This is a genomic window from Oscillibacter sp. CU971, from assembly GCF_905219725.1.
Taxonomy (GTDB): Bacteria; Bacillota; Clostridia; order Oscillospirales; family Oscillospiraceae; genus Oscillibacter.
In genome coordinates, this window is the sequence record NZ_CAJMXG010000028.1 from 1 (window position 1) to 21,103 (window position 21,103).

Here is a 21,103-nt window from a genome sequence, read left to right on the forward strand (position 1 = left end):
TTTCATACCCCGCGCCCCCTTTTCCTTATTTTATCACATCTGCTATCATTTCGGGGGATTAAATCAGCGTTTCCTTAGGAAAAAACGGCTGAAAAAGCCGCCTCAGCAGGGGCCCTCAGGGGCCCCTTTTTTTGTACACTTCTTTACTCCGCCGGGAGGCTGGAAGGACCTGGAAAAGCGGCGGAAAAATTTTCAGTTAGCGGCAGCAAAGTACTGGACAAGGGGAAAATAGTTTGATATAATCCGAGAAAATCGATTACGGAGCGGGCGATTGGCAAAAAAAGGACATTCGCCTTGCCTGCTTCATAAGATAAAAACAGATAGGAGGCCGTATCATGGACGTAACAGCGATTGGTGAGATTCTGATTGACCTGACCCAGACAGGGGTCAACGCGGCGGGGGTGCCCCAGTTCTCCGCGAACCCCGGCGGAGCGCCCGCCAACGTCGCGGTGGCGGCGGCCCGTCTGGGGGCCAAATCCGCCTTCTGGGGCAAGGTGGGGGACGACGGTTTCGGGAATTACCTTCGGAAGGTGCTGACGGACAACGGCGTGGACGCCTCCGGCCTGCGCACGGGGAGCCAGCCCACCACCATGGCCGTGGTGTCCGTGGACGAGGCCGGGGAGCGGAGCTTCCGCTTCCTCCGGGGGGCGGACCGGGACATCTGCCCCGAGGAGGTGGACGAAGATCGGGTGCTGAGGAGCAAGATCCTCCACTTCGGCTCCGTCAGCCTGACGGCGGGCATGAGCCGCAGCGCCACCATCTTCGCCGCCCGGACGGCCCACAAAAACGGCGGCCTTGTGAGCTACGACCCCAATTACCGCCCTGTCCTCTGGGCCAATCAGGCCGAGGCGGCGGAGTGGATGACGATTCCCCTGCCCCTGGTGGACATCATCAAGCTGGCGGAGGAGGAGCTGCCCCTGCTGGCCGGAACGGCGGATCTGGAGGAGGGGACCCGTATTCTGGAGGAGCGGGGCCTGTCCCTCATTATGGTCACCCTGGGGGGCGAGGGCGTGTTCTGCCGCTGGAAGGGAGCGTCCTGGCATCAGCCCGGCGTGCCCGTAAAGGTAGCCGACACCAACGGCGCGGGGGACACCTTCCTGGGGGCTGTCCTCAGCCGCCTGTGTGCCCGGGGGGAGAAGCCCCTGGAGGGCCTGGAACGGGCGGAGCTGAAGGACATTCTGGCCTTTGCCAACCGGGCGGCGGCGTTCACCTGCTCCCGCAGCGGGGCCATCCCCGCCATGCCCGCCCTGGCGGAGCTGGAGGAAGGGCGGATGCCGTGAGGCCCTCCATCTTTGACCAGCGCCTGGCCCGGCATTATGACGAGCTGAAATGGCTGTACTGTGAGCTCTACCGGGACGAGGAGGCGTTCTCGGACTTTGTGGAAATGCTCCGCCGCAGCTGGGAAGAGCGGAAGAAACCCCTCAGGGACCAGGACAGGAAGCGGGAGGCGGACCCGGATTGGTACAGAAGGCGGGACCTCCTGGGCATGATGCTCTACGTAAACGCCTTTGCCGGGGATTTAAACGGCGTGAAGGAGAAGCTGGGCTACCTCCGGGAGTGCGGCGTGAACTACCTGCACTTGATGCCCCTGCTGGAAAGCCCCAAGGGCCGCAGCGACGGGGGCTACGCCGTCAGCGATTTTCGGAAGGTCCAGCCGTCTCTTGGGACCATGGAGGATTTGGAGTCCCTGGCGGACGCCTGCCGCCGCCGGGGAATGAGCCTGTGCCTGGACTTTGTGATGAACCACACCAGCGAGGACCACGCCTGGGCGAAGCGGGCCCGGGCGGGGGAGGCGGAATACCGGGACCGCTATTTCTTCTACGACTCCTGGGACATCCCCCGGGAGTTTGAAAAGACGGTGCCCCAGGTGTTTCCCACCACCGCGCCGGGGAGCTTCACGGAGCTTCCGGACGGCTCCGTGGTCATGACCAACTTCTATCCCTACCAGTGGGACCTGAATTACGCCAATCCCGCGGTGTTCCGGGACATGACGGAGAACCTGCTGTACCTTGCGAACCGGGGGATCGACGTAATCCGCCTGGACGCCATCCCCTACATCTGGAAGGAGCTGGGCACCGGCTGCCGGAACCTGCCCCAGGTACATACCCTGTCCCGGATGCTGCGGATGGTGACGGAGATCGCCTGCCCCGGCGTGCTGCTGCTGGGGGAGGTGGTCATGGAGCCCGTCAAGGTGGCCCCTTATTTCGGCACCACCGAGAAGCCCGAGTGCCACATGCTCTATAACGTCACCACCATGGCCGCCACCTGGCACACCCTGGCCACGGGGGACGCCTCCCTCTTAAAGCGGCAGATGGAGGCCGTCTGCGCCCTGCCCAAGGACTTCCTCTTCCTCAACTACCTCCGCTGCCACGACGACATCGGCTGGGGCCTGGATTATCCCTGGCTGGCGCAGACCTCCGGCACGGACGAGGTGGCCCACAAGAAATTCCTAAACGACTGGTTTACCGGCAAATGGCCCGGCAGTCCCAGCCGGGGGGAGCTCTATAACGACGACCCCCGCCTGGGGGACGCCCGCCTCTGCGGCACCACCGCCTCCCTCTGCGGCGTGGAGGCGGCGGAGGGGGACCCCGCCCTTTTGGAGCGGGCCGTGGCCTGCGATCTGACCCTCNACGCCTGGATGCTCAGCCAGAGCGGCATCCCCGTGATTTACAGCGGCGACGAGGTGGGCCGGCTCAACGACTGGAGCTATCACGACGACCCCGACAAGCGGGAGGACAGCCGCTATCTCCACCGGGGGAACTTCCCCTGGGACCTGGCGGAGCGGCGGACGGACCCGAAGACCTGCCAGGGCAAGCTTTTCCAAGGCCTCCGGCAGATGGAGGCCATCCGGGCGGCGGAGCCCTGCTTTGACGCCCGGGCGGACGTGACCGTGGAGGAGTCCGGCAGCAACCACGTCCTGGCCCTCAGCCGGAGGATGGGAGAGCGGGAGCTGGTGTGCCTGTTCAACTTCAGCGGCGGGTTTGTCCATGCCCGCGTGGACCGGGACGGCGGCTATACCGATCTCCTGTACGGAACCCGGCACCATGGCCTCCGGGATGTGGAGCTGTGGCCCAACGGCTTTGCCTGGCTGCTGCGCGGCNGACGCCGCGAAAGGCGTTTCCCTGCGCGGAAAATCCCTTTGGATTTTCCGCGCTTTTTCAATCAGAAGATATCAAATACTTCCAAATCAGGTAAACGATTAAATAACGTTTGCAAATAGGACGGGGACGTGGTATCCTATAAACAAGACGCCGGGCAATCCGGCCACCACGATCAGAAAGGAAGAAGCTTCATGAAACAGTTCACTTATACGATCACCGATCCCGTGGGCATCCACGCCCGTCCCGCCGGTCTGCTGGCCAAGGCCGCCAAGGCCCTGGACAGCACCGTCACCATCACCAAGGGCGAAAAGTCCGCCGCCGCCACCAAGCTGATGGCTGTCATGGGCCTGGGCGTCAAAACCGGGGAGACGATCACCTTTACCATCGAGGGCGGAGACGNGGAAGCCAGCGCCGCCGCCATGGAGCAGTTCTGCAAGGAAAACATGTAAGGCCGCTGGGAGGGAACCGCTATGCAAGTTGCGACTGGTAAATCCATTCTGAACGGCATTGCCATCGGCCCCCTGCGCATCTATAAGAAAGCGGAGGCCCAGACCACCGTTTCCTCCACCCTCACCCCCGAGGAGGAGTACGCCCGCTTCGACGCCGCCCGGGTCAAGGCCCAGGAGCAGCTGGGGGTCCTGTACGACAAGGCCCTGGACGAGGTGGGGGAGGACAACGCCGCCATTTTTGAGATCCACCAGATGATGCTGGACGACGACGACTATCTGGACGCCGTCCGGGGTATCCTGGAGACCCAGGGGGCCACCGCCGAGTACGCGGCGTCCGCCACCGGGGAAAACTTCGCCGCCGCCTTCGCCGCCATGGAGGACGAGTACATGCGGGCCCGGGCCGCCGACGTGAAGGACATCTCCCGCCGGGTGGTCAACGTCCTTCTGGGCGTGGGCGACGCGGACATGATGGCCGACCAGCCCGCCATTCTGGTGGCCGACGACCTGACCCCCAGCGAAACCGTGCAGCTGGACAAGACGAAGCTCCTGGGCTTCATCACCCGCCACGGCTCCTCCAACAGCCACACCGCCATTTTGGCCCGGACCATGAACATCCCCGCCCTGGTGGGGGTGGACTTCCAGGACGAGTGGGACGGGAAGCTGGCCGTCATCGACGGCTATAACCACTGCGTCTACATCGAGCCCGCGCCGGAGCTCCTCAGCGCCATGGAGGAAAAGCGGAGCAACGATCTCAAGCAGGAGGCCCTGCTTCAGAGCCTGAAGAAAAAGCCCAACATCACCCTGGACGGCAAAGAGATCAAGGTCTACGCCAACATCGGAAACGCCGGGGACGTGGGGCTGGTCCTCCAGAACGACGCCCAGGGCATCGGATTGTTCCGCAGCGAATTCCTCTACCTGGATTCCCAGGACTACCCCAGCGAGGACCAGCAGTTTATGCTCTACAAGCGGGTGGTGGAGACTATGGCCGGAAAGAAGGTCATCATCCGCACCCTGGACATCGGCGCGGACAAACAGGCGGATTACTTCGGACTGGACAAGGAGGAGAACCCCGCCCTGGGCTACCGGGCCATCCGCATCTGCCTGACCCGGAAGGAGATCTTCAAGACCCAGCTCCGGGCCATTCTCCGGGCCAGCGCTTTCGGCACCGTCTCCGTCATGTTCCCCATGATCATCTCCGTCCGGGAGGTCCGGGACGCCAAGGAGATCCTGGAGGAGTGCCGGGCCGAGCTGGAAGAGCGGGGCGTTGCTATGGGCAATGTGGAGATTGGCATCATGGTGGAGACGCCCGCCGCCGTCCTTCTGGCCGACGAGCTGGCCGAGGAAGTGGAGTTCTTCTCCCTGGGCACCAACGATCTGACCCAGTACACCCTGGCCATTGACCGGCAGAACCCCAAGCTGGATAACTTCTACGACTCCCATCACCCGGCGGTCCTCCGCATGATCCGCCACACCATCGAGGCGGGCCACCGCCACGGCTGCTGGGTGGGCATCTGCGGGGAGCTGGGCGCGGACCAGACCCTGACGGAGACCTTCCTCCGCTATGGCGTGGACGAGCTGAGCGTCTCGCCCTCCTCGATCCTGCCCCTGCGGAAGATCATCCGCAGCTTGGATTTGAGCAAGGAGTCCCAGGACTAAGGCAAAGAACGGCGAAGCGCCGGACGCGTATGCGTCCGGCGCTCTTTTATGCACCGCTTACAGGTTCGCCTTGATTTTCGCGATGATCGCGTCGTATTCCGGCTGGGTGAGGAAGACCTTCTCCGGGTTCATGGCGAAGGTGGAGGCCCACTCGGCCTGGTCCTTGTACTTGGGGACCAGGTGGAAGTGCATGTGGCCGCTGGTGTCCCCATAGGACCCGTAGTTGATCTTGTCCGGGTGGAAGGCGGCGTGGAGGGCCTTGGCCACCCGGTTCACGTCGGCGAAGAAGGCGCTNCGCTCCTCGCCGGTGAGCTCCGTCATGTCGCCGGCGTGCTCCTTGTAGGCCACGATGCAGCGGCCGGGGTGGCTCTGCTCCTTAAAGAGGACCAGAACGCTGGCCTCCAGGTCGCAGACGTAGATGCCGAAGCCGTCCAGCAGCTCCTGTTTCCGGGTGCAGTATCCGCAGTTTTGGTCTTTCATGAGGGGATCGATCCTTTCTGTTTGGATTGTCCCACTATTATAGCACGCCGGGACGGCGCTTGGTAGTGCTGATTTTAAATTTCCCTTCCCCGCCGGGCGCCCTGCCGGCTTTTGCCAAAAGGCCCGGTCCCTTCCCCCGGAGCTCCCCGGCTTTCGGCGAAAATACCATTGTAATTTTCCGGCGGTCAGGGTACAATAAACCCTTGAAATCACATGGATCGGAACGATAAGGGAGGACTTTTGCATGAACCGTCAGGAGGCAATGTCGCAGTACGCCACCGCCTTGAAACAGGGGCGCAAGGCCTATAAGGAGGCCCTGGTCCGGGGCCGCTACCCCTATCCCCAGGTGCTGGACGAGATCATCAGCGACTCTATGGTGGCGGGCCAGACGGAGCTGGGGGTGATGGAGATTCCCATCGACCAGATCGTCGGCACCAAAACGGCGGGCCGCCGGTCCGCCTTCTCGGCGGACTTCCTGCCCCTGCTGGACCCGGACACGGAGTTTGCCGGGAAGTGGATCAGCCTCTGCGAGGCCCACCTGGGGGACGAGGGCATCCGGGNNCCTANCNGGTGCTATNAGTNCTTCNGCCGNTTTTACGTCCAGGAGGGAAACAAGCGGGTCAGCGTCCTGCGGAGCTATGGCGCGCCCACCATCCCCGCTTACGTCATCCGCATGATCCCTGTCTGGACGGAGGACCCGGCGGTGGNGGCCTACTACGAATTTATGCAGTCCTTTCCGAAGACGAAGCTGTACCGGACCCGGTTTACCCGGGCGGGGAGCTTTGTCAAACTCCAGAAGGCCCTGGGCTATGAGCCGGACCACATCTGGACGGAGGACGAGCGCCGCCGCTTCGCCGCGGGCTACACCTATTTTCAAGAGCCCTTTTTGAAGCTGGGAGGCGGGGAGCTGCCCATCACCGTGGCGGACGCCGTGCTGGTGTGGCTGAAGGTCTACAGCTTCGACGAACTGATCTCCCTGTCCTCGGCGGAGCTCCTCAAGAGCGTCAAGGCCGTCTGGGCGGACATCAAGGCCCTGTCAGGGCCCATCGCCGTCCGCACGGACACGCCGGAGGCCAGGGAGGAGAACCTGCTGGGCCGCATCTTCAAGCCCAAGCAGCTAAGCCGCCTGCATGTGGCCTTCATCAGCGACCAGCTGCCGGAGCAGAGCGACTGGGCCCGGTCCCACGACCTGGGGAGGGAGTACCTGGAAACCGTGCTGGAGGACCGGGTGGAAACGGAGGTCTTCTACGGCCTCCGCCCCGGGGAGGNGGCGGAGGCCGCCATGGAGGAGGCCATTGAGCACGGGGCCCAGATCCTTTTCGCCATCACGCCGCCCCTCATCGGGGCCTGCCGGAAGACGGCGGCGAAGCACCCTGAGGTCCGTATTCTGAACTGCTCCGTCTCCATGCCCTACNCCGGGGTCCGTACCTATTACAGCCGCATCTATGAGGCGAAGTATATCGCCGGGGCCATCGCCGGGGCTCTGAGCCGCAGCGGCCGCATCGGGTACGTGGCCAGCAGCCCGATCTTCGGCGTTCCCGCCAGCATCAACGCCTTCGCCCTGGGGGCCCAGCTGACAAATCCCCGGGCGGAGATCACCCTCCGCTGGTCCTGCGTGGAGGAGGACGCCATGGACGCCCTGGCCTGGGAGGGGGTCTCCCTCATCTCCAACCGGGACATTCCCACGCCGGACCGCATCCGGGAGCCCTGGGGCCTGTGCCGCATTGAGAACGGAAAATTCCACTCCTTGGCCTCCCCCTACTGGCACTGGGGCAATGTCTACACGAACCTGGTCCGCAGCGTGCTGGAGGGCGGCTGGGAGGCCCTGGCAGCCCCGGAGGGCCAGGCGGTGAACTACTGGTGGGGCCTGGACAGCCGGGCCGTGGACATCCTGCTGGGGGACGATCTGCCCGCCGGGGTCCGCCGGCTGGCGGGCGTCCTCCGCCGGGGCATCATCGACGGTTCCCTCCAGCCCTTCCCCGAGGCCGCGCCGGAGAAAATCCTGCACATGGACACCCTTCTAGACTGCGTCCACGGCCAGCTGCCCCAGTATGAGGACCTGCTGCCCATGGCCCGCCCCCTCGCCCGGCTCCAGGGCGTCTACCGGGAGGCCATTCCCCCGGAGAAGGAGGACCCCATCCTATGAAGCTGCTGTTACTGTCTGATAAAGAGAGCGAGTACCTGTGGGACTACTACCGTCCGGGCCGCCTGGACGGCATCGACCTGATCCTCTCCTGCGGGGACTTGAACTCCAAATACCTCAGCTTCCTGGTGACCATGAGCGGCAAGCCCCTGCTCTACGTCCACGGGAATCACGACAAGACCTATGACCGGAACCCTCCGGAGGGCTGCGACTGCGTGGAGGACCGCCTGGTGACGGTGAAGGGCCTGCGCATTTTGGGCCTGGGGGGGAGTGTAGAGTACAGCGGAGGGCCCCACCAGTACACGGAGGCCCAGATGGCCCGCCGGGTCCGGCGGCTGTGGTGGAGCCTCCGGCGGGCGGGGGGCGTGGACATTGTGCTGACCCACTCGCCCATCATGGGCTATGGAGACGGGGAGGACTACGCCCACCAGGGGTTTGAGTGTTTGCTGAATTTGGTGGACAAGTACCGGCCCCGGTACTTGATCCATGGGCATGTGCATGTGAACTATGGGTTCCAGATCCCCCGGGTGCTCCAGCGGGGGGAGACTACCATCATCAACGCCTATGAGCGGTATGTGCTGGATCTGGAAAACCCGCCAAAGGCGGAAAGCCCTTGACGCCGCAAGGAAACAGGCGCGGGCCGGAAAGGCTTCCGGGAGTTTTCCCGCGGTTTGCATAAGGTCCGCGGCGGCCGCTTTGCGCGGCAAACCGGAGTATCTGCTCCAAAAGGAACAGCACCGCAAAGCGGTGCTGTTCCTTTTGGAGCAGGGTACGGGAATCGAACCCGCCTCCACGGCTTGGGAAGCCGTTGTACTACCGATGTACTAACCCTGCGTATTCAATTTACACAACAATGTTATTATAAACGAACNGGCGGGAAAAATCAAGTCCTTTTCCGCCGGGAAAAGAAATTTTTACCCCGGGAAAGACCCGGCCCGCCCCAAAGGGGACGGACCGGACTTTTTCAGTTCCTTGTTCCTCCGTCAGTCGGTGACGTAGGGCAGCAGGGCGATCTGACGGGCCCGCTTGATGGCCTCAGTCAGCTGGCGCTGATGCATAGCGCAGGTGCCGGTGGTCCTGCGGGGCAGGATCTTGGCGCGCTCAGAGATGAAGCGGCGCAGCTTGGCGGCATCCTTATAGTCGATGTGCTCGCACTTCTCGGCGCAGAACTGGCAGACCTTGCGGCGCTTGCCCCGCGTCGGGCGGGCGGGCCGGGATTCACGATCGAAAGCCATGAGATTTCCTCCTTTATTCCGGTGTCCGAAGAACTCCGCGCCCTTCGGAATCCATCAAATTCAAAACGGCAGCTCGCCGTCCTCCTCGCCGATCTCGGTGAAATCAGACCCTCCTCCAAAGCCGGAGGCAGGAGCCCTGCCGGACGCGGCGGGGGCGCCGTAGGCGGGGGGCGCTCCGTAGGAGGAGCCGCCGTATTCGCCGCCGCTGTCCCGTTTGGAGTCCCCGAAGTAGACGTTGTCCGCCACGACCTCGGCGCTGCGGCGCTTGCCGCCTTCCCGGTCGGTCCAATCGCGGATCTGCAGCCGTCCCTCCACCACGGCCATGCGGCCCTTGGNGAAGNACTTGCTGANAAACTCCGCCGNGCTCCGCCAGGCGACCACGTCGATGAAGTCCGTCTCCTTCTCGCCGCTCTGGGACTTGAAGTCCCGGTCGCAGGCGATGGAGAAGGACGTGANGGCGGTGCCGCTCTGNGTGCGGCGCAGTTCGGGGTCACGGGTCAGACGGCCCATGAGAATGATCTTGTTCAGCATGCGGGGTTCCTCCTCACTCGCCCTTGCAGACGATCAGGGAACGCATGATGCCGTCGGTGATACCGAGAACGCGGTCCAGCTCCTTGGGGAAGGACGGTTCGCTGGTGAAGCTCATCAGCACATAGTAGCCGTCGTTTTTGTAATCGATGGGATAGGCGAGACGCCGGGCGCCCCACTCCTCCACCTCGACGGCGGAGCCGTTCTGCTCAGCCAGGGTCTTGAACTTCGCAACCAGAGCGGCGATGTTCTCCTCCCCCTGTGCAGGGTCGATGATATACACGACCTCGTAATTGGCAGTAACCTTTGCCATGTTTGCACCTCCTTTTGGACAAATGGCCCTCATACTCCGATGAGAGCAAGGATATGCCTGCAACTGCAAGCCTATTTATTATATCGGAATTTGGGAAAATGTCAAGGAAAAGTTTCCACTCCGCCCCGTGGTTTTCACCTTTTTCAGCGGCCCCGCCGTCCCCGGAGGGCCGCAAGGCCGCAGGCCAGGAGGAACAGCGCCAGGTTCGCCGCCACCACCGTGGCCCCCACCGGCGTGGACCAGGAGAAGGACACGGCGAGTCCCGCGCAGAAGCACCCCACCGACGTAACGGCGGCGCAGAGGGTCACCCCCAGGAAGCTCTGAAACAGCCGCATGGCCGTTAGCGCCGGGAAAATCACCAGGGAGGAGATCAGCATGGCCCCCATCATCCGCATGCCCAGCACGATGGTCAGCGCCGTCAAAATGGCCAGCAGGGCGTTGTACCGCTCCACCCGCATCCCTGTGGCCCGGGAGAAGCCCTCGTCAAAGGTCACGGCGAAAATGCGGTGGTAAAACAGGAGGAACAAAGCCAGCACGGCGGCGCAGAGGACCACCGACAGCCCGACGTCCGCCTTGCTCATGGCCAGGACGCTGCCGAACATATAGTTGTCCACGTCCGTGGTCATGCCGGAGGTCTTGGAAATCACCAGCACCCCCAGGGCCAGGGAGGAGGCGCTGACCACGGCGATGGCCGCGTCGCTGTTCCACCGGGGGCTGTCCGCCACCCGGAGGAGGAGAAAGGCCGCGGCGACCACCACGGGAATGGAGAAATACAGCGGTGTGAATCCCAGAGCCGCCGCCATGGCCAGGGCCCCGAAGGACACATGGCTGAGGCCGTCGCCGATCATGGAGTACCGCTTCAGAACCAAGGGCACCCCCAGCAGGGCGGCGCAGAGGCTCACCAGCACCCCGGCGACGAGGGCCCGCTGAATAAAGGGGAAGGAGAACATTTCCAGCAAGCTCATTCCGCAGCCTCCTTAAAGCGCTTCCCATAGGGGGAGGCCAGATATTCCGCCGGAGTCCCCAGGAAGGACCCGCCATGCCCGATATGGAGCACGGCCCCCGCGTCCCGGAGGGCGGGGCGGAGGTCGTGGGTGACCATGACCACAGCCATGCCCTCCTTCTTATTTAAATAATTCAGCGTCTTGTAAAGGTCCTGGGCGGCGGCGGGGTCCAGGCCGGTGACGGGCTCGTCCAGGATGAGCAGGCGGCTTGCGGCGCAGAGGGCCCGGGCCAGGAGGACCCGCTGCTGCTGGCCCCCGGAGAGGTCCCGGTAGCTCTTGGCCCGAAGCTCCAGAACCCCCAGCTTCCCCATGTTCATCAGCGCCCGGGACCGCTGGGCGGCGGTGTAGAAGAACCGGAGCCCCTTCTGGTTCAGGCAGCCGGAGAGGACCACCTCTTCCACCGTGGCGGGGAAGTCCCGCTGGGCCCTGGTCTGCTGGGGGAGGTAGCCCACGGCCCCCCGCTCCAGCTCCGCCGCCCGTTCGATGGTCCCGGAGAGGGGCGGCAGAAGCCCCAGGAGCCCCCGGAGCAGGGTGGACTTCCCGGAGCCGTTGTCCCCCACCAAGCAGAGGTAGTCCCCGCTCCGAACCCGGAGATTCAGATGGCTCAGGACGCTCTGCCCCTCATAGCCCAGGGACAGGTCCCGGCAGACAATCAGATCGGTTTGCTCCATGCGTTGCCTCCAAGCTCGTACTTGTCAATTGCTGCCATTTTACAGCGGGGGCGGGGGGAAGTCAAGGGCCGGTGTTTCCCGGGCCGCAAAACCCTCCGGCAGCTCCATCTCGTGGTCCATCCCCACGAAGCCGTATTTCTCATACAGGGGGCGGCCCATGGCGGTGGCCTCCAGGGAAACCGCTGTGACGCCCCTGCTTCCGGCCTCCTGGACCAGCAGGCTCAGGGTTTTGCGCGCGATGCCCCTTCGCCTGTATTCGGGACGCGTGTACATATTCATAATGTAGGCCCTCTGCCCGCTGGGATTGTGATCGGTGGGCATGATCCGAAAAAAGCTGACGCCGCCCGCGCCCGCCAAACGATCTCCCTCCAGCACCAGATACGCGGTGTGCGTGCCCTCCGGGATCGCCGTTTGATAGTAGCGGCGGGTCTGCTTTCGCACCTCGTCCATGTCCGTGCCCTCCGGCAGTCCGTTGGCCGCCAGCAGCACCTCGATTCTTGTTTCCGTCAAAAGCTCCAGGTCGTCCAGGGACGCCTTTTTAAAAGTCAAGTTCATGTCCTGTCCTCCGGTCCCGATGAATGGCTCTGATTATACCGCCTCCTCGCCGGTGCGTCAATGGGGCCCGGGCGCGTTTCCTTTCTTGCATCGCCGGGGGCCTTGTGATAAAATCAAAAAAATAAGGAGGCGGACCCCACGGCGGTGCCTGGACCGTCTTCTGGACATGCAGGAGGAGATCGAGTCGGAGGGAGCGGTCCGGGGGACCATCCGCCGCTGTCTCATAGCCGCGCAGAAAGAATCCCGACAGGAGGCCGTCCCATGGACAAGCANATCCTTTTAAAGCAGTACTTTGGACACAGCGGCTTCCGCCCCGGGCAGGAACCTTTAGTAGACGCGCTTCTTTCGGGCCGGGACGCCCTGGGCGTCATGCCCACCGGGGCGGGGAAATCCGTCTGCTACCAGCTTCCCGCCCTGCTGCTGCCGGGGCTGACCCTGGTGATCTCCCCCCTCANCTCGCTGATGAAGGACCAGGTGGCCGCCCTGGCCCAGGCGGGCATCCCCGCCGCGTACATCAACTCGTCTCTGGACGCGGAGGAGTACCGGGAGGTCTATCGCCGGGTCCGCCGGGGGGACTGCAAGCTCTTATACGTCGCCCCGGAACGGCTCCAGGCCGAGGGCTTCCGCCGCCTGCTGGGGGAGCTGCCCGTTTCCCTGGTGGCGGTGGACGAGGCCCACTGCGTCTCCCAGTGGGGCCAGGACTTCCGGCCCAGCTATCTGGAAATCGCGGAGCTGGTGCGCGCCCTGCCCGTCCGGCCTCCCGTGGGGGCGTTCACCGCCACGGCCACGGCGGCGGTGCGGCGGGACATCGAAACCCTGCTGGAGCTCCGGGACCCCCTGCGCGTCACCACCGGCTTTGACCGGCCAAACCTCTTTTTTGAGGTGGTCCGGCCCAGGGACAAGGACCTCTGGCTCAGCNGCTTTTTGGCGGAGCGGCCGGAGCAGAGCGGCATCGTCTACTGCGCCACCCGGAAGGCGGTGGACGCGGTTACCGCCGCCTTGCTGGCCCAGGGCGTCCCCGCCGCCCGGTATCACGCCGGAATGGAGGACGGCGAGCGCCGCCGGAGCCAGGAGGGCTTTGTTTACGACCAGGCCCGGGTCATGGTGGCCACCAACGCCTTCNGCATGGGCATCGACAAATCCAACGTCAGCTTTGTGGTCCACTACAACATGCCCAAGGACCTGGAAAGCTACTACCAGGAGGCGGGCCGGGCGGGGNGCGACGGCAGTCCCGCCCGCTGCGTCCTGCTCTACGCCCCCGGGGNCGTGCAGACCGCCAAGTANCTCATCACCCACTCCCAGGAGGCCCAGGAGGGGGACCCGGAGCGCCTCCGCCGGGATCTCATCCGCCTGGACCGGATGGTGCGTTACTGCAAGACCACCGGCTGCCTCCGGGCGGATTTGCTGGACTACTTCGGGGAGATCCACAGCGGAAACTGCGGGAACTGCGGAAGCTGCGCCGGGGATTTCGTGGAGCGGGACATCACCGTGGAGGCCCAGAAGATCCTCTCCGCCGTGGCCCGGGTGGAAAAGCGCTGCGCCTACGGCTTGGGGGCCGCCGCCATCATCAAGCTCCTCCGGGGCAGCCGGGACCGGCGGATCCTCCAGCTGGGTTTGGACCGGCTTCCCACCCACGGAGCCCTGAAGGGCGTGGACCAGGAGCGGGTCCAGCGGTACATCGACCACCTGATGGAGGAGGGCTATCTCCGCGCCGACGGGGAGGAGTACCCCGTCCTCCGGCTGACGGCCCGGGCGGGGGACGTGCCCTTCCGGGGGCAGCGGGTCCTTCTCCGGGAGCGGGCGGCGAAGTCGCCGCCTCCCCAGGCCGGCCCGTCTTCCGGATCCGCGCCCCAGGAGGCGGACGGCAGCCTGCTGGCGGCGCTGAAGGCCCTTCGCTCCCGTCTGGCCCAGGAGGCGGGGGTCCCCGCTTACATCGTCTTCTCCAACGCCGCCCTGGCGGATATGGCGGCGCTCCGCCCCCTGGACATGGAGGAGTTTTTGAAGGTTTCCGGCGTGGGACGGGTCAAGGCGGAGCGCTATGGCGAGGATTTTCTGAGGGCCATCCGGGATTGGAGGGCCGGAGTGAGAGAATAATTCCTCTGCTTAAGAAACCGTCCGTCGAAAAGTTGGGTATCTTTGGAAATTTCCGCTTTTTACCTTAGATACTATTCACAAAAATGCCTGCTCATTTTTTCAATAGTGTATAAATATGGTATACTCTTCTTGACTGGCGGAGGATGCCTGTGCTAAAATACGGACGTATTTGCTGGAGGCATGACGGCCGCTTCTTCAAGGGGACTTTGGAAAGGGAGTACTCCCTTTCCCCGCGCTTTTTAAGCGCGGGGAGTTAGGAGCTTTTGAGGAGGCGCCCCACGTTTCCGGGAAACTATTTGAAAAGGAGAAAAGAAGTTATGAAGAAGTTCCTTGCACTGCTCCTCACCCTTGCCATGGCCCTGTCCCNGGCCNCCTGCGGCGGCAGCGGCGGCGGCAATGACGGCGGCTCCTCCGCCCCCGCGGACGNCGGACAGCAGCAGGCCGAGCCCGCCGACTCCGGTTCCTCCGACNGCGGCGACGAGANCTACAACATCTCCGTTATCCTGAAGACCACCGCCTCCGAGTNCTGGAGCTATGTGGTGGCCGGAGCCAACGCCTATCAGAAAGACCATCCCAATGTGACCGTCACGGTCAAGGGAGCCACCTCCGAAACCGCCTATGACGAGCAGCTGAACATGATCGAAACCGACATGAACAACGGCGACATCGACGGCTATGTCNTCGCCCNCCTGCAGGCGGANATGGNGGCCAACATGATTGCCGGCCAAACCAAGCCCATCGTGGCGGTGGATACCGACATCGACGCCCCCGAGGTCCTCTCCTTCGTGGGCACCGGCAATGAGGCCGCGGCCAAGCTGGGCGGCGAAGCCGCCGCGAAGCTGGCCAAGGAGCGCGGCTGGGAAGAGATCAAGTGCATCGAGATCGCGGGCGTCCAGGGCGACTCCACCAACGAGGCCCGTATGGCGGGCTACAAGGCCGGCATCGAGGCCGCCGGCGGAACCTTCCTCTCCGACGAGACCCAGTATGCCAACGCCGTGGCCGACCAGGCCGTGACCTGCATGGAAGCCATCATCCAGAACCACCCCGAGGGAATCGCGGTCATCTGCGCCAACAATGACGACATGGCCATGGCCGCCGCCCGTGCCGCCGCCGCCTCCGGAAACGAAAACTACAAGAACACCGTCTTCTTGGGCTTCGACGGCATCCAGTCNGCCTGCAACTCCATCCTGGCCGGTGAAGAGACCATGTCCNTCTGCCAGGAGGGCTACAGCATGGGCTACAACTCCGTTGACGCCGTGGTCCGCGCCCTCCAGGGCGAGCAGCTGGACGAGTTCATCGACGCCGGCGCCAGCATCGTCGATCCCTCCAACGCCCAGGCCCGTCTGGAGCAGCTCCAGGGCTACCTGGCCTAATAAGCAAAGCCGTACATCCCTTTTGAAGTGAGCGGAAGGGGCCCCGTTCCGGCTCCGCCGGAGCGGGGCCCCTTTTCTCTTCCTCCTGTAACATATTTCCAGAACCGGTGTGTTGCGAAACCACGGATTTCCAAGAGAATGAGGTGATGATTAGGTGGGCGAATACGTAGTTGAGCTGAGAAACGTAACCAAACGATTCCCCGGCGTTGTGGCCCTGCACAACATGCAGCTGGCCGTGAAGCCGGGCGAGATCCACGGACTGATCGGAGAGAACGGCGCGGGCAAATCCACGCTGATTAAGGTTCTCACCGGCGTCCACATGGCGGACGAGGGCGAGATCTATGTCCACGGAGAGCGGAAGATCTTCAAAAACCCCAATGAGTCCGCCGCCGCGGGCATTGCCTGCGTGTACCAGGAGCTGAACATTGAAAAGCTCCTCAGCGTCACGGACAATATCTTTATCAACAAATGGACCAAGAAGGGCTTCCTCCTGGACTATGAGGGCATGCACAAAAAGGCCNCCGAGGTCATGCAGTCCCTGGGCCAGGACATCGATCCCCGGAAGGCTGCGGGCACCTTCGGCATGGGCGTCCAGCAGATGATCGAAATCGCCAAGGCCGTCCTGATTGACGCCAAAATGATTATCATGGACGAGCCCACGTCCTCCCTGGGCGAAAAAGAGGTCAAGCAGCTGATGCAGACCTGCCGGGAGCTGAAGGCCCGGGGCGTGGGAATCCTCTTCGTTTCCCACAAGCTGGAGGAGCTCTTCGAGCTCTGCGACCGGGTGACGGTCATCCGGGACGGCGAGTTCATCGAGACCCGGGACATTGCCGGCTGGAACAACGACTCCCTCATCGCCGCCATGGTGGGCCGGACCCTGGAGAACCAGTTCCCCAAGGAGTTCGGCACCAAGGGCGAGTGCATGCTGAAGATTGAAAACCTCTCCATCGGCGGCGTTTTGAAGGACGTCAGCCTGGAGGCCTATGGCGGCNAGATCCTGGGCATGAGCGGCCTGGTGGGCGCGGGCCGCACGGAGACCGTCCGGGCCGTCTTCGGCGCGGACCCCATCGACGGCGGCAAAATCTACATCAAGGGAAAAGAAGTCAACGTCAAAAGCCCCAAACAGGCCATCGCCGAGGGCATCGCGCTNTTGANCNAGGNCCGGAANGGCCAGGGCCTGGTGCTCCAGGAGTCCATTCGCACGAACCTGGTGCTGGCCAGTTTGAAGCGGCACACCACGGGCTTGTTCCTGGACGAAAAGCGCATCCAGGAGTCCGGCGAGGGGCACATCCGGACCCTGCGGATCAAGACCCCCTCCATCGACGAGNTCGTGGGCCAGCTCTCCGGCGGCAACCAGCAGAAGGTGGTCATCGGAAAATGGCTCAACAGTGAGGCGGACATCTACATCTTCGACGAGCCCACCCGGGGCATCGACGTGGGCGCGAAGGTCGAGGTTTACAATGTTATGAACAGCCTGGTAAAGGCGGGAAAATGCGTCATTATGATTTCCTCCGAAATGCCGGAGATCCTGGGCATGAGCGACCGGGTGGTCGTCATGCGGGGCGGCCGGGTCATGGCCACCGTGGACCGTGACAGCAAGCATTTCAACCAGGAGGACATCATGAAAGCGGCTTGGGGAGGTAGTTTAGATGACTAANANAAAGAGCGGGTCCGGGTTCCAAATGGGAACCCTGCTGGCCCTGGTAATCATGTGCGTGGTTTTGTCAGTTGCAAACTCCAACTTCTACAGCTACAGCAACCTCATGGGCATCCTGAAGCAGACGGCCTTCAACGCCTTNCTGGCGACGGGCATGCTGCTGTGCCTTATCACGGCGGGCATTGACCTCTCCGTAGGCGCCAACGCCGTGTTCTGCGCCTGCGTCATGGGCGCCATGAACAAGGCGGAGATTCAAAGCGGCGTTTTGATGATGATCGTAGCCATCGTGGCCGGCGGCCTGGTGGGCTTCATCAACGGCACCCTGCTGACCCGTCTGCACCTGCCTCATCCCTTCGTGTCCACCCTGGGCATGAAGAACGTCCTCTGGGGCCTGGCCCTGCTGGTCACCGGCNGCNAGATGGTCAACAACTTCCCCGAGTCCGTCCAGTTCCTGGGCAAGGCCACCATCGGCGGCTTCCCTGTCAGCTTCATGGTGGTTATCGTCCTCTACGTTATCATGCACCTCTTCCTCAGCCGCACGGCTCTGGGCCGGTCCATCTACTGCGCCGGCGGCAACATGGAGGCCACCCGGCTCTCCGGCATCAACACGGCCAACGTGCTGACCTTCTGCTACACCATGTCCGGCATCATGGCGGCCCTGGGCGGCATCGTCTCCATCGGCCGGTCCGGCATCTGCAACGGCGCCAACGCCAACCAGCCCTATGATACGGACGCCATCGCGGCCTGCATCATCGGCGGAGCCTCCTTCACCGGAGGCAAGGGCACCATGGTGGGCACCATGCTGGTCGCCCTGATCATCGCGGTTTTGCGCAACGGCTTTACCATGNTGTCTATTGACTCCGCGGGCCAGAACATCGTCCTGGGCCTGGTGATCATCCTGGCGGTCTTCATGGATGTGGTCCGGGCCGGCATGGAGGCCAAGAACCGCCGCATGGCCGCCGCCGCCAAGCAGGAGGCCGAGGAGAAAGAGAAGGTCGCGAAATAATGAACAAAGTAAAAGTCGGCGTTGTGGGCTTGGGCCGTTTGGGCAAGGTCCACGCCCAGAACCTCCGCTATAAGATTCCCGGCGCGGAGCTGACGGCGGCCTGTTCCATCGTCCCCGCCGAGCTGGAGTACGCCAAAAACGAGCTGGGCGTCACCGACGTCTATACGGACTACAAGGAGATGCTGGCGAAAGCCGACATCGACNCGGTGGTCATTGTCACCACCTCTTCCGAGCACTGCTGGCAAATTGAGGCCGCCCTGGACGCGGGGAAGCACGTCTTCTCCGAGAAGCCCCTGGGCGTGGACGTGGCCCAATGCAAGCAGGCGGAGGCCGCCGTGGAGCGCCACCCGGAGCTCACCTTCATGCTTGGCTTCATGCGCNGCTACGACAAGTTCTATTCCTACGCCAAACAGAAGATCGAGGAGGGAGCCATCGGCACCCCCTATCTGGTGAAGGCCACAGGTATCGACCCAGTGNCGTTCGTGGAAGGAGCCATCCGGTTCGCCAAGAACTCCGGCGGCATCTTCCTGGATATGTCCATTCACGACATCGATCTCATGCGCTGGTTCCTGGGCTGCGAGGCAACCGAGGTCTACGCCATGGGCGCCACCTTCAAGCACCCGGAGTTTAAGGACGCTGGGGACGACGAGACCGGCGTGGCCGTCTACAAGTTTGAAAACGGCGCCATGGGCATGATCCATGTGGGCCGGACGGCCCCTNACGGCTACCATGTGGAAACCGAGATCGTGGGCACCGAAGGGTCTATCCGCATCTCCGCCGTCCCGGAGAAGAACCAGGCCCGGCTGTACAACACCAACGGCGTGTGCGCCGAGTGCGTGGGCTCCTTCCCGGAGCGGTTTGAGGAGGCCTATCTCATCGAGGTCCAGGAGTTTGTGGACTGCGTGCTCCAGGGGAAGACCCCCGGGGTCAGCGTCTACGACGGGACCAAGTCCACCGCCATCGGCTACGCCACCACGGAAGCGTGGAGAACGGGCAAGGCCGTCAAGCTGAACTAAGCAACGAATTAAGCGATATGAAAAGCCCCGCTGTCGAGAGACAGCGGGGCTTTTGTGTACCGCTCAAGCAGAGCGGATAACATCTTTGTTTTTCAGGAAGTATTCCACCCCAGAGTACAGAGTCGTCAAGGTAATGACCCAGCCGCAGATAATGTCCACCCACAGGATCGGGGGACGCGGGGCGGGGAACTGGGACGACAAATACATCTGCATCCGAGCCGCCTCAATCTGAGGCCCCAGAGCCAGCATCATCACGATACACACCATGGTGGAGGCTGTTTTCACCTTCCCGGACCACCCGGCGGCAATCACCCGCCCGTTGTCTGAGGCGATCATCCTAAGGCCGCTGACGGCAAACTCCCGGGTGATCACAATCATCACCATCCAGNCGGGCATCCGCCCGCACTCCACAAACCACAGCATGGCCGCCACCACCAGAATCTTGTCCGCCAGAGGGTCGGCGAACTTGCCGAAGTCCGTGACCAGGTTGTACTTCCGGGCGATTTTCCCGTCCAGCATATCCGTCAGGCTGGCGATGATGAAAATTGCCAGGGCCGCATAGTCCGCGCCGGGGAAGCCCCAGTACNGCACCGCCAGGAAAATGGGCGTCAGGATGATGCGGAGCATGGTCAGTTTATTGGGCAGATTCATAGGTCCTCCTTCTCCGGATAGGGTTTGTCCTTCCAGTACCACCATTTCAGCTTCTCCGGGTCCCTGGTTTCGTGGTCCGCGTAATACACCGCCGCCCGCCAGACGTACAGGGCGCAGCGGTCTTCCTGGTAACCCTTCATCAGGCATTCTTTCAGATACAGCTCCTCCGGGTCCCGGCCCCGGAGGTCCGAGACCTCCCGGATTCCCAGGGCCTCCATGACGGCGGCGATGCGGGCCCCCACGCCGGGGATTTCCCTCAGGGGGCTTTTCATACCCGCTCTCCGGTGAGCTCGCCGTCCATCACCCCGGTGAGGCGGACGGTGACGAAGTCCCCCGGCTCCGGCTCCTCCCCGGCGGAGAACCAGATGCGCCCGTCGATCTCCGGAGACTCGGCGTAGCTTCGGCCATAGAACAGCTGGGCCTGGCCGTCAAAGCCCTCGCAGAGGACTTCCCGCTCCTCTCCCAGGATGGACTCGTTGTAAGCGTCGATGACGTCGGACTGCACGTCCACGGCGATCTCCGCCCGGCGGGCGGCTTCCTCCGCGTCCACATGCTCNATCTTCGCCGCCCGGGTTCCGTCCTCCGGGGAGAAGGGAAACACCCCGGCCCGCTCGATTTTCTGTTCCCGGAGGAATTCACACAGCTCCCCGAACTCCGCCTCTCCCTCTCCCGGAAGCCCGGCGATGAGGCTGGTCCGGAGGACCAGGCCGGGAATGCGCCGGCGGAGGGTGCGGAACAGCGCCCGGATGGACTCTTTGGTGTCCCGGCGGTTCATGGCCTTTAAAATGCCGTCGTTGCAGTGCTGGATGGGGATATCCAGATAGGGGAGGATCTTCGGCTCCGAGGCGATGGTGTCGATGAGCTCCTCCGTAATCTCGTCGGGGTAGAGGTAGTGGAGGCGTATCCAGTGGAAGTCCAGCCCGGCAAGCTCCCGGAGCAGGGCGGCCAGCTGGTGCTCGCCGTTTAAATCCGTGCCGTAGCGGGTGATGTCCTGGGCAATGACCAGCAGCTCCTTGACCCCGGCGGAGCTGAGCTCCGCCGCCTCGTCCAGCAGCTCCGCCATGGGGCGGCTGCGGTACTTGCCCCGGAGGGAGGGGATGACGCAGTAGGCGCAGTGGTTGTCACAGCCCTCGGCGATGCGGAGATAGGCATACCAGGGGGGCGTGGAGAG

Annotated in this window: 22 protein-coding genes and 1 tRNA gene; 12 read left to right on the plus strand and 11 right to left on the minus strand. The window is 63.4% G+C overall.

Annotated elements, in window-relative coordinates; genetic code table 11:
* The 5 genes from JX325_RS03885 to ptsP all read left to right on the plus strand — a co-directional run.
* On the plus strand, positions 1-232 hold a 232-nt coding region (locus tag JX325_RS03885; protein WP_204789860.1), incomplete at its 5' end, for a hypothetical protein.
* Positions 233-335: 103 nt separating this feature from the next.
* Positions 336-1,280, plus strand: a complete 945-nt coding sequence (locus JX325_RS03890; protein ID WP_204789861.1) for a carbohydrate kinase family protein — start codon at positions 336-338, stop codon at positions 1,278-1,280.
* A complete protein-coding gene (locus tag JX325_RS03895) occupies positions 1,277-3,220 on the plus strand; it encodes an alpha-amylase family protein (RefSeq protein ID WP_204789862.1) in 1,944 nt (647 codons plus the stop codon). Before JX325_RS03890 ends, JX325_RS03895 begins: the two co-directional genes overlap by 4 nt.
* A gap of 72 nt (positions 3,221-3,292) precedes the next feature.
* Entirely contained in the window at positions 3,293-3,550 is a 258-nt protein-coding gene (locus tag JX325_RS03900) for an HPr family phosphocarrier protein (RefSeq protein WP_204789863.1), read from the plus strand.
* Between the two features lie 21 nt (positions 3,551-3,571).
* A complete protein-coding gene (gene ptsP / locus JX325_RS03905; protein WP_204789864.1) occupies positions 3,572-5,206 on the plus strand; it encodes a phosphoenolpyruvate--protein phosphotransferase in 1,635 nt (544 codons plus the stop codon).
* A gap of 57 nt (positions 5,207-5,263) precedes the next feature.
* Here ptsP and JX325_RS03910 read toward each other — a convergent pair whose 3' ends face one another.
* On the minus strand, positions 5,264-5,686 hold the full coding sequence (locus tag JX325_RS03910) for an HIT family protein (RefSeq protein ID WP_204789865.1): 423 nt from the start codon (positions 5,684-5,686) through the stop codon (positions 5,264-5,266).
* A 244-nt stretch (positions 5,687-5,930) separates the two neighbouring features.
* Between JX325_RS03910 and JX325_RS18415 the strand changes: the two genes are divergently transcribed.
* Both JX325_RS18415 and JX325_RS03915 read left to right on the plus strand, forming a co-directional pair.
* Positions 5,931-7,832, plus strand: coding sequence for a BMP family ABC transporter substrate-binding protein (locus tag JX325_RS18415; RefSeq protein WP_279380501.1), 1,902 nt, complete (start codon positions 5,931-5,933; stop codon positions 7,830-7,832).
* The gene (locus JX325_RS03915; RefSeq protein WP_204789866.1) at positions 7,829-8,446 is read left to right on the plus strand and encodes a metallophosphoesterase; all 618 of its coding nucleotides are present in this window, start codon (positions 7,829-7,831) and stop codon (positions 8,444-8,446) included. The genes JX325_RS18415 and JX325_RS03915 overlap by 4 nt, the downstream gene beginning before the upstream one ends.
* Positions 8,447-8,589: 143 nt before the next feature.
* On the opposite strand, the gene JX325_RS03920 is transcribed toward JX325_RS03915, so the two are convergent.
* The 7 genes from JX325_RS03920 to JX325_RS03950 form a co-directional block, all read right to left on the minus strand.
* Positions 8,590-8,663 (minus strand) — tRNA-Gly (locus tag JX325_RS03920).
* A 149-nt stretch (positions 8,664-8,812) separates the two neighbouring features.
* The gene (rpsR, locus tag JX325_RS03925) at positions 8,813-9,064 is read right to left on the minus strand and encodes a 30S ribosomal protein S18 (RefSeq protein WP_204789867.1); all 252 of its coding nucleotides are present in this window, start codon (positions 9,062-9,064) and stop codon (positions 8,813-8,815) included.
* A 60-nt stretch (positions 9,065-9,124) separates the two neighbouring features.
* On the minus strand, positions 9,125-9,595 hold the full coding sequence (locus JX325_RS03930) for a single-stranded DNA-binding protein (RefSeq protein ID WP_204789868.1): 471 nt from the start codon (positions 9,593-9,595) through the stop codon (positions 9,125-9,127).
* Between the two features lie 13 nt (positions 9,596-9,608).
* The gene (gene rpsF / locus JX325_RS03935; protein WP_204789869.1) at positions 9,609-9,905 is read right to left on the minus strand and encodes a 30S ribosomal protein S6; all 297 of its coding nucleotides are present in this window, start codon (positions 9,903-9,905) and stop codon (positions 9,609-9,611) included.
* A 143-nt stretch (positions 9,906-10,048) separates the two neighbouring features.
* Complete coding sequence (locus JX325_RS03940) at positions 10,049-10,870, minus strand: metal ABC transporter permease (protein ID WP_204789870.1); 822 nt, start codon at positions 10,868-10,870, stop codon at positions 10,049-10,051.
* Positions 10,867-11,580, minus strand: coding sequence for a metal ABC transporter ATP-binding protein (locus tag JX325_RS03945; protein ID WP_204789871.1), 714 nt, complete (start codon positions 11,578-11,580; stop codon positions 10,867-10,869). The genes JX325_RS03940 and JX325_RS03945 overlap by 4 nt, the downstream gene beginning before the upstream one ends.
* 39 nt (positions 11,581-11,619) lie before the next feature.
* Positions 11,620-12,135, minus strand: a complete 516-nt coding sequence (locus JX325_RS03950) for a GNAT family N-acetyltransferase (RefSeq protein ID WP_204789872.1) — start codon at positions 12,133-12,135, stop codon at positions 11,620-11,622.
* Positions 12,136-12,396: 261 nt separating this feature from the next.
* Between JX325_RS03950 and recQ the strand changes: the two genes are divergently transcribed.
* The 5 genes from recQ to JX325_RS03975 all read left to right on the plus strand — a co-directional run bounded on the left by recQ (position 12,397) and on the right by JX325_RS03975 (position 19,281).
* Positions 12,397-14,229, plus strand: coding sequence for a DNA helicase RecQ (gene recQ / locus JX325_RS03955; RefSeq protein ID WP_204789873.1), 1,833 nt, complete (start codon positions 12,397-12,399; stop codon positions 14,227-14,229).
* Between the two features lie 317 nt (positions 14,230-14,546).
* The gene (locus JX325_RS03960) at positions 14,547-15,602 is read left to right on the plus strand and encodes a sugar ABC transporter substrate-binding protein (RefSeq protein ID WP_204789874.1); all 1,056 of its coding nucleotides are present in this window, start codon (positions 14,547-14,549) and stop codon (positions 15,600-15,602) included.
* A 154-nt stretch (positions 15,603-15,756) separates the two neighbouring features.
* Positions 15,757-17,259, plus strand: coding sequence for a sugar ABC transporter ATP-binding protein (locus JX325_RS03965; protein WP_204789875.1), 1,503 nt, complete (start codon positions 15,757-15,759; stop codon positions 17,257-17,259).
* Positions 17,252-18,265 carry an ABC transporter permease gene (locus tag JX325_RS03970; protein WP_204789876.1) on the plus strand — a complete coding sequence of 338 codons (1,014 nt, stop codon included), beginning with the start codon at positions 17,252-17,254 and terminating at the stop codon, positions 18,263-18,265. Before JX325_RS03965 ends, JX325_RS03970 begins: the two co-directional genes overlap by 8 nt.
* Complete coding sequence (locus tag JX325_RS03975) at positions 18,265-19,281, plus strand: Gfo/Idh/MocA family oxidoreductase (protein WP_204789877.1); 1,017 nt, start codon at positions 18,265-18,267, stop codon at positions 19,279-19,281. Before JX325_RS03970 ends, JX325_RS03975 begins: the two co-directional genes overlap by 1 nt.
* 63 nt (positions 19,282-19,344) lie before the next feature.
* Here the strand turns inward: JX325_RS03975 and pgsA are convergent, their stop codons facing one another.
* From pgsA to JX325_RS03990, 3 genes are all read right to left on the minus strand, one after another.
* Entirely contained in the window at positions 19,345-19,932 is a 588-nt protein-coding gene (gene pgsA / locus JX325_RS03980) for a CDP-diacylglycerol--glycerol-3-phosphate 3-phosphatidyltransferase (RefSeq protein ID WP_204789878.1), read from the minus strand.
* Positions 19,929-20,204, minus strand: coding sequence for a helix-hairpin-helix domain-containing protein (locus JX325_RS03985; RefSeq protein WP_204789879.1), 276 nt, complete (start codon positions 20,202-20,204; stop codon positions 19,929-19,931). Before JX325_RS03985 ends, pgsA begins: the two co-directional genes overlap by 4 nt.
* Positions 20,201-21,103, minus strand: a 903-nt coding sequence (locus JX325_RS03990) for a MiaB/RimO family radical SAM methylthiotransferase (protein ID WP_204789880.1), incomplete at its 5' end; no start/stop codon positions are given. The genes JX325_RS03985 and JX325_RS03990, both read right to left, overlap by 4 nt.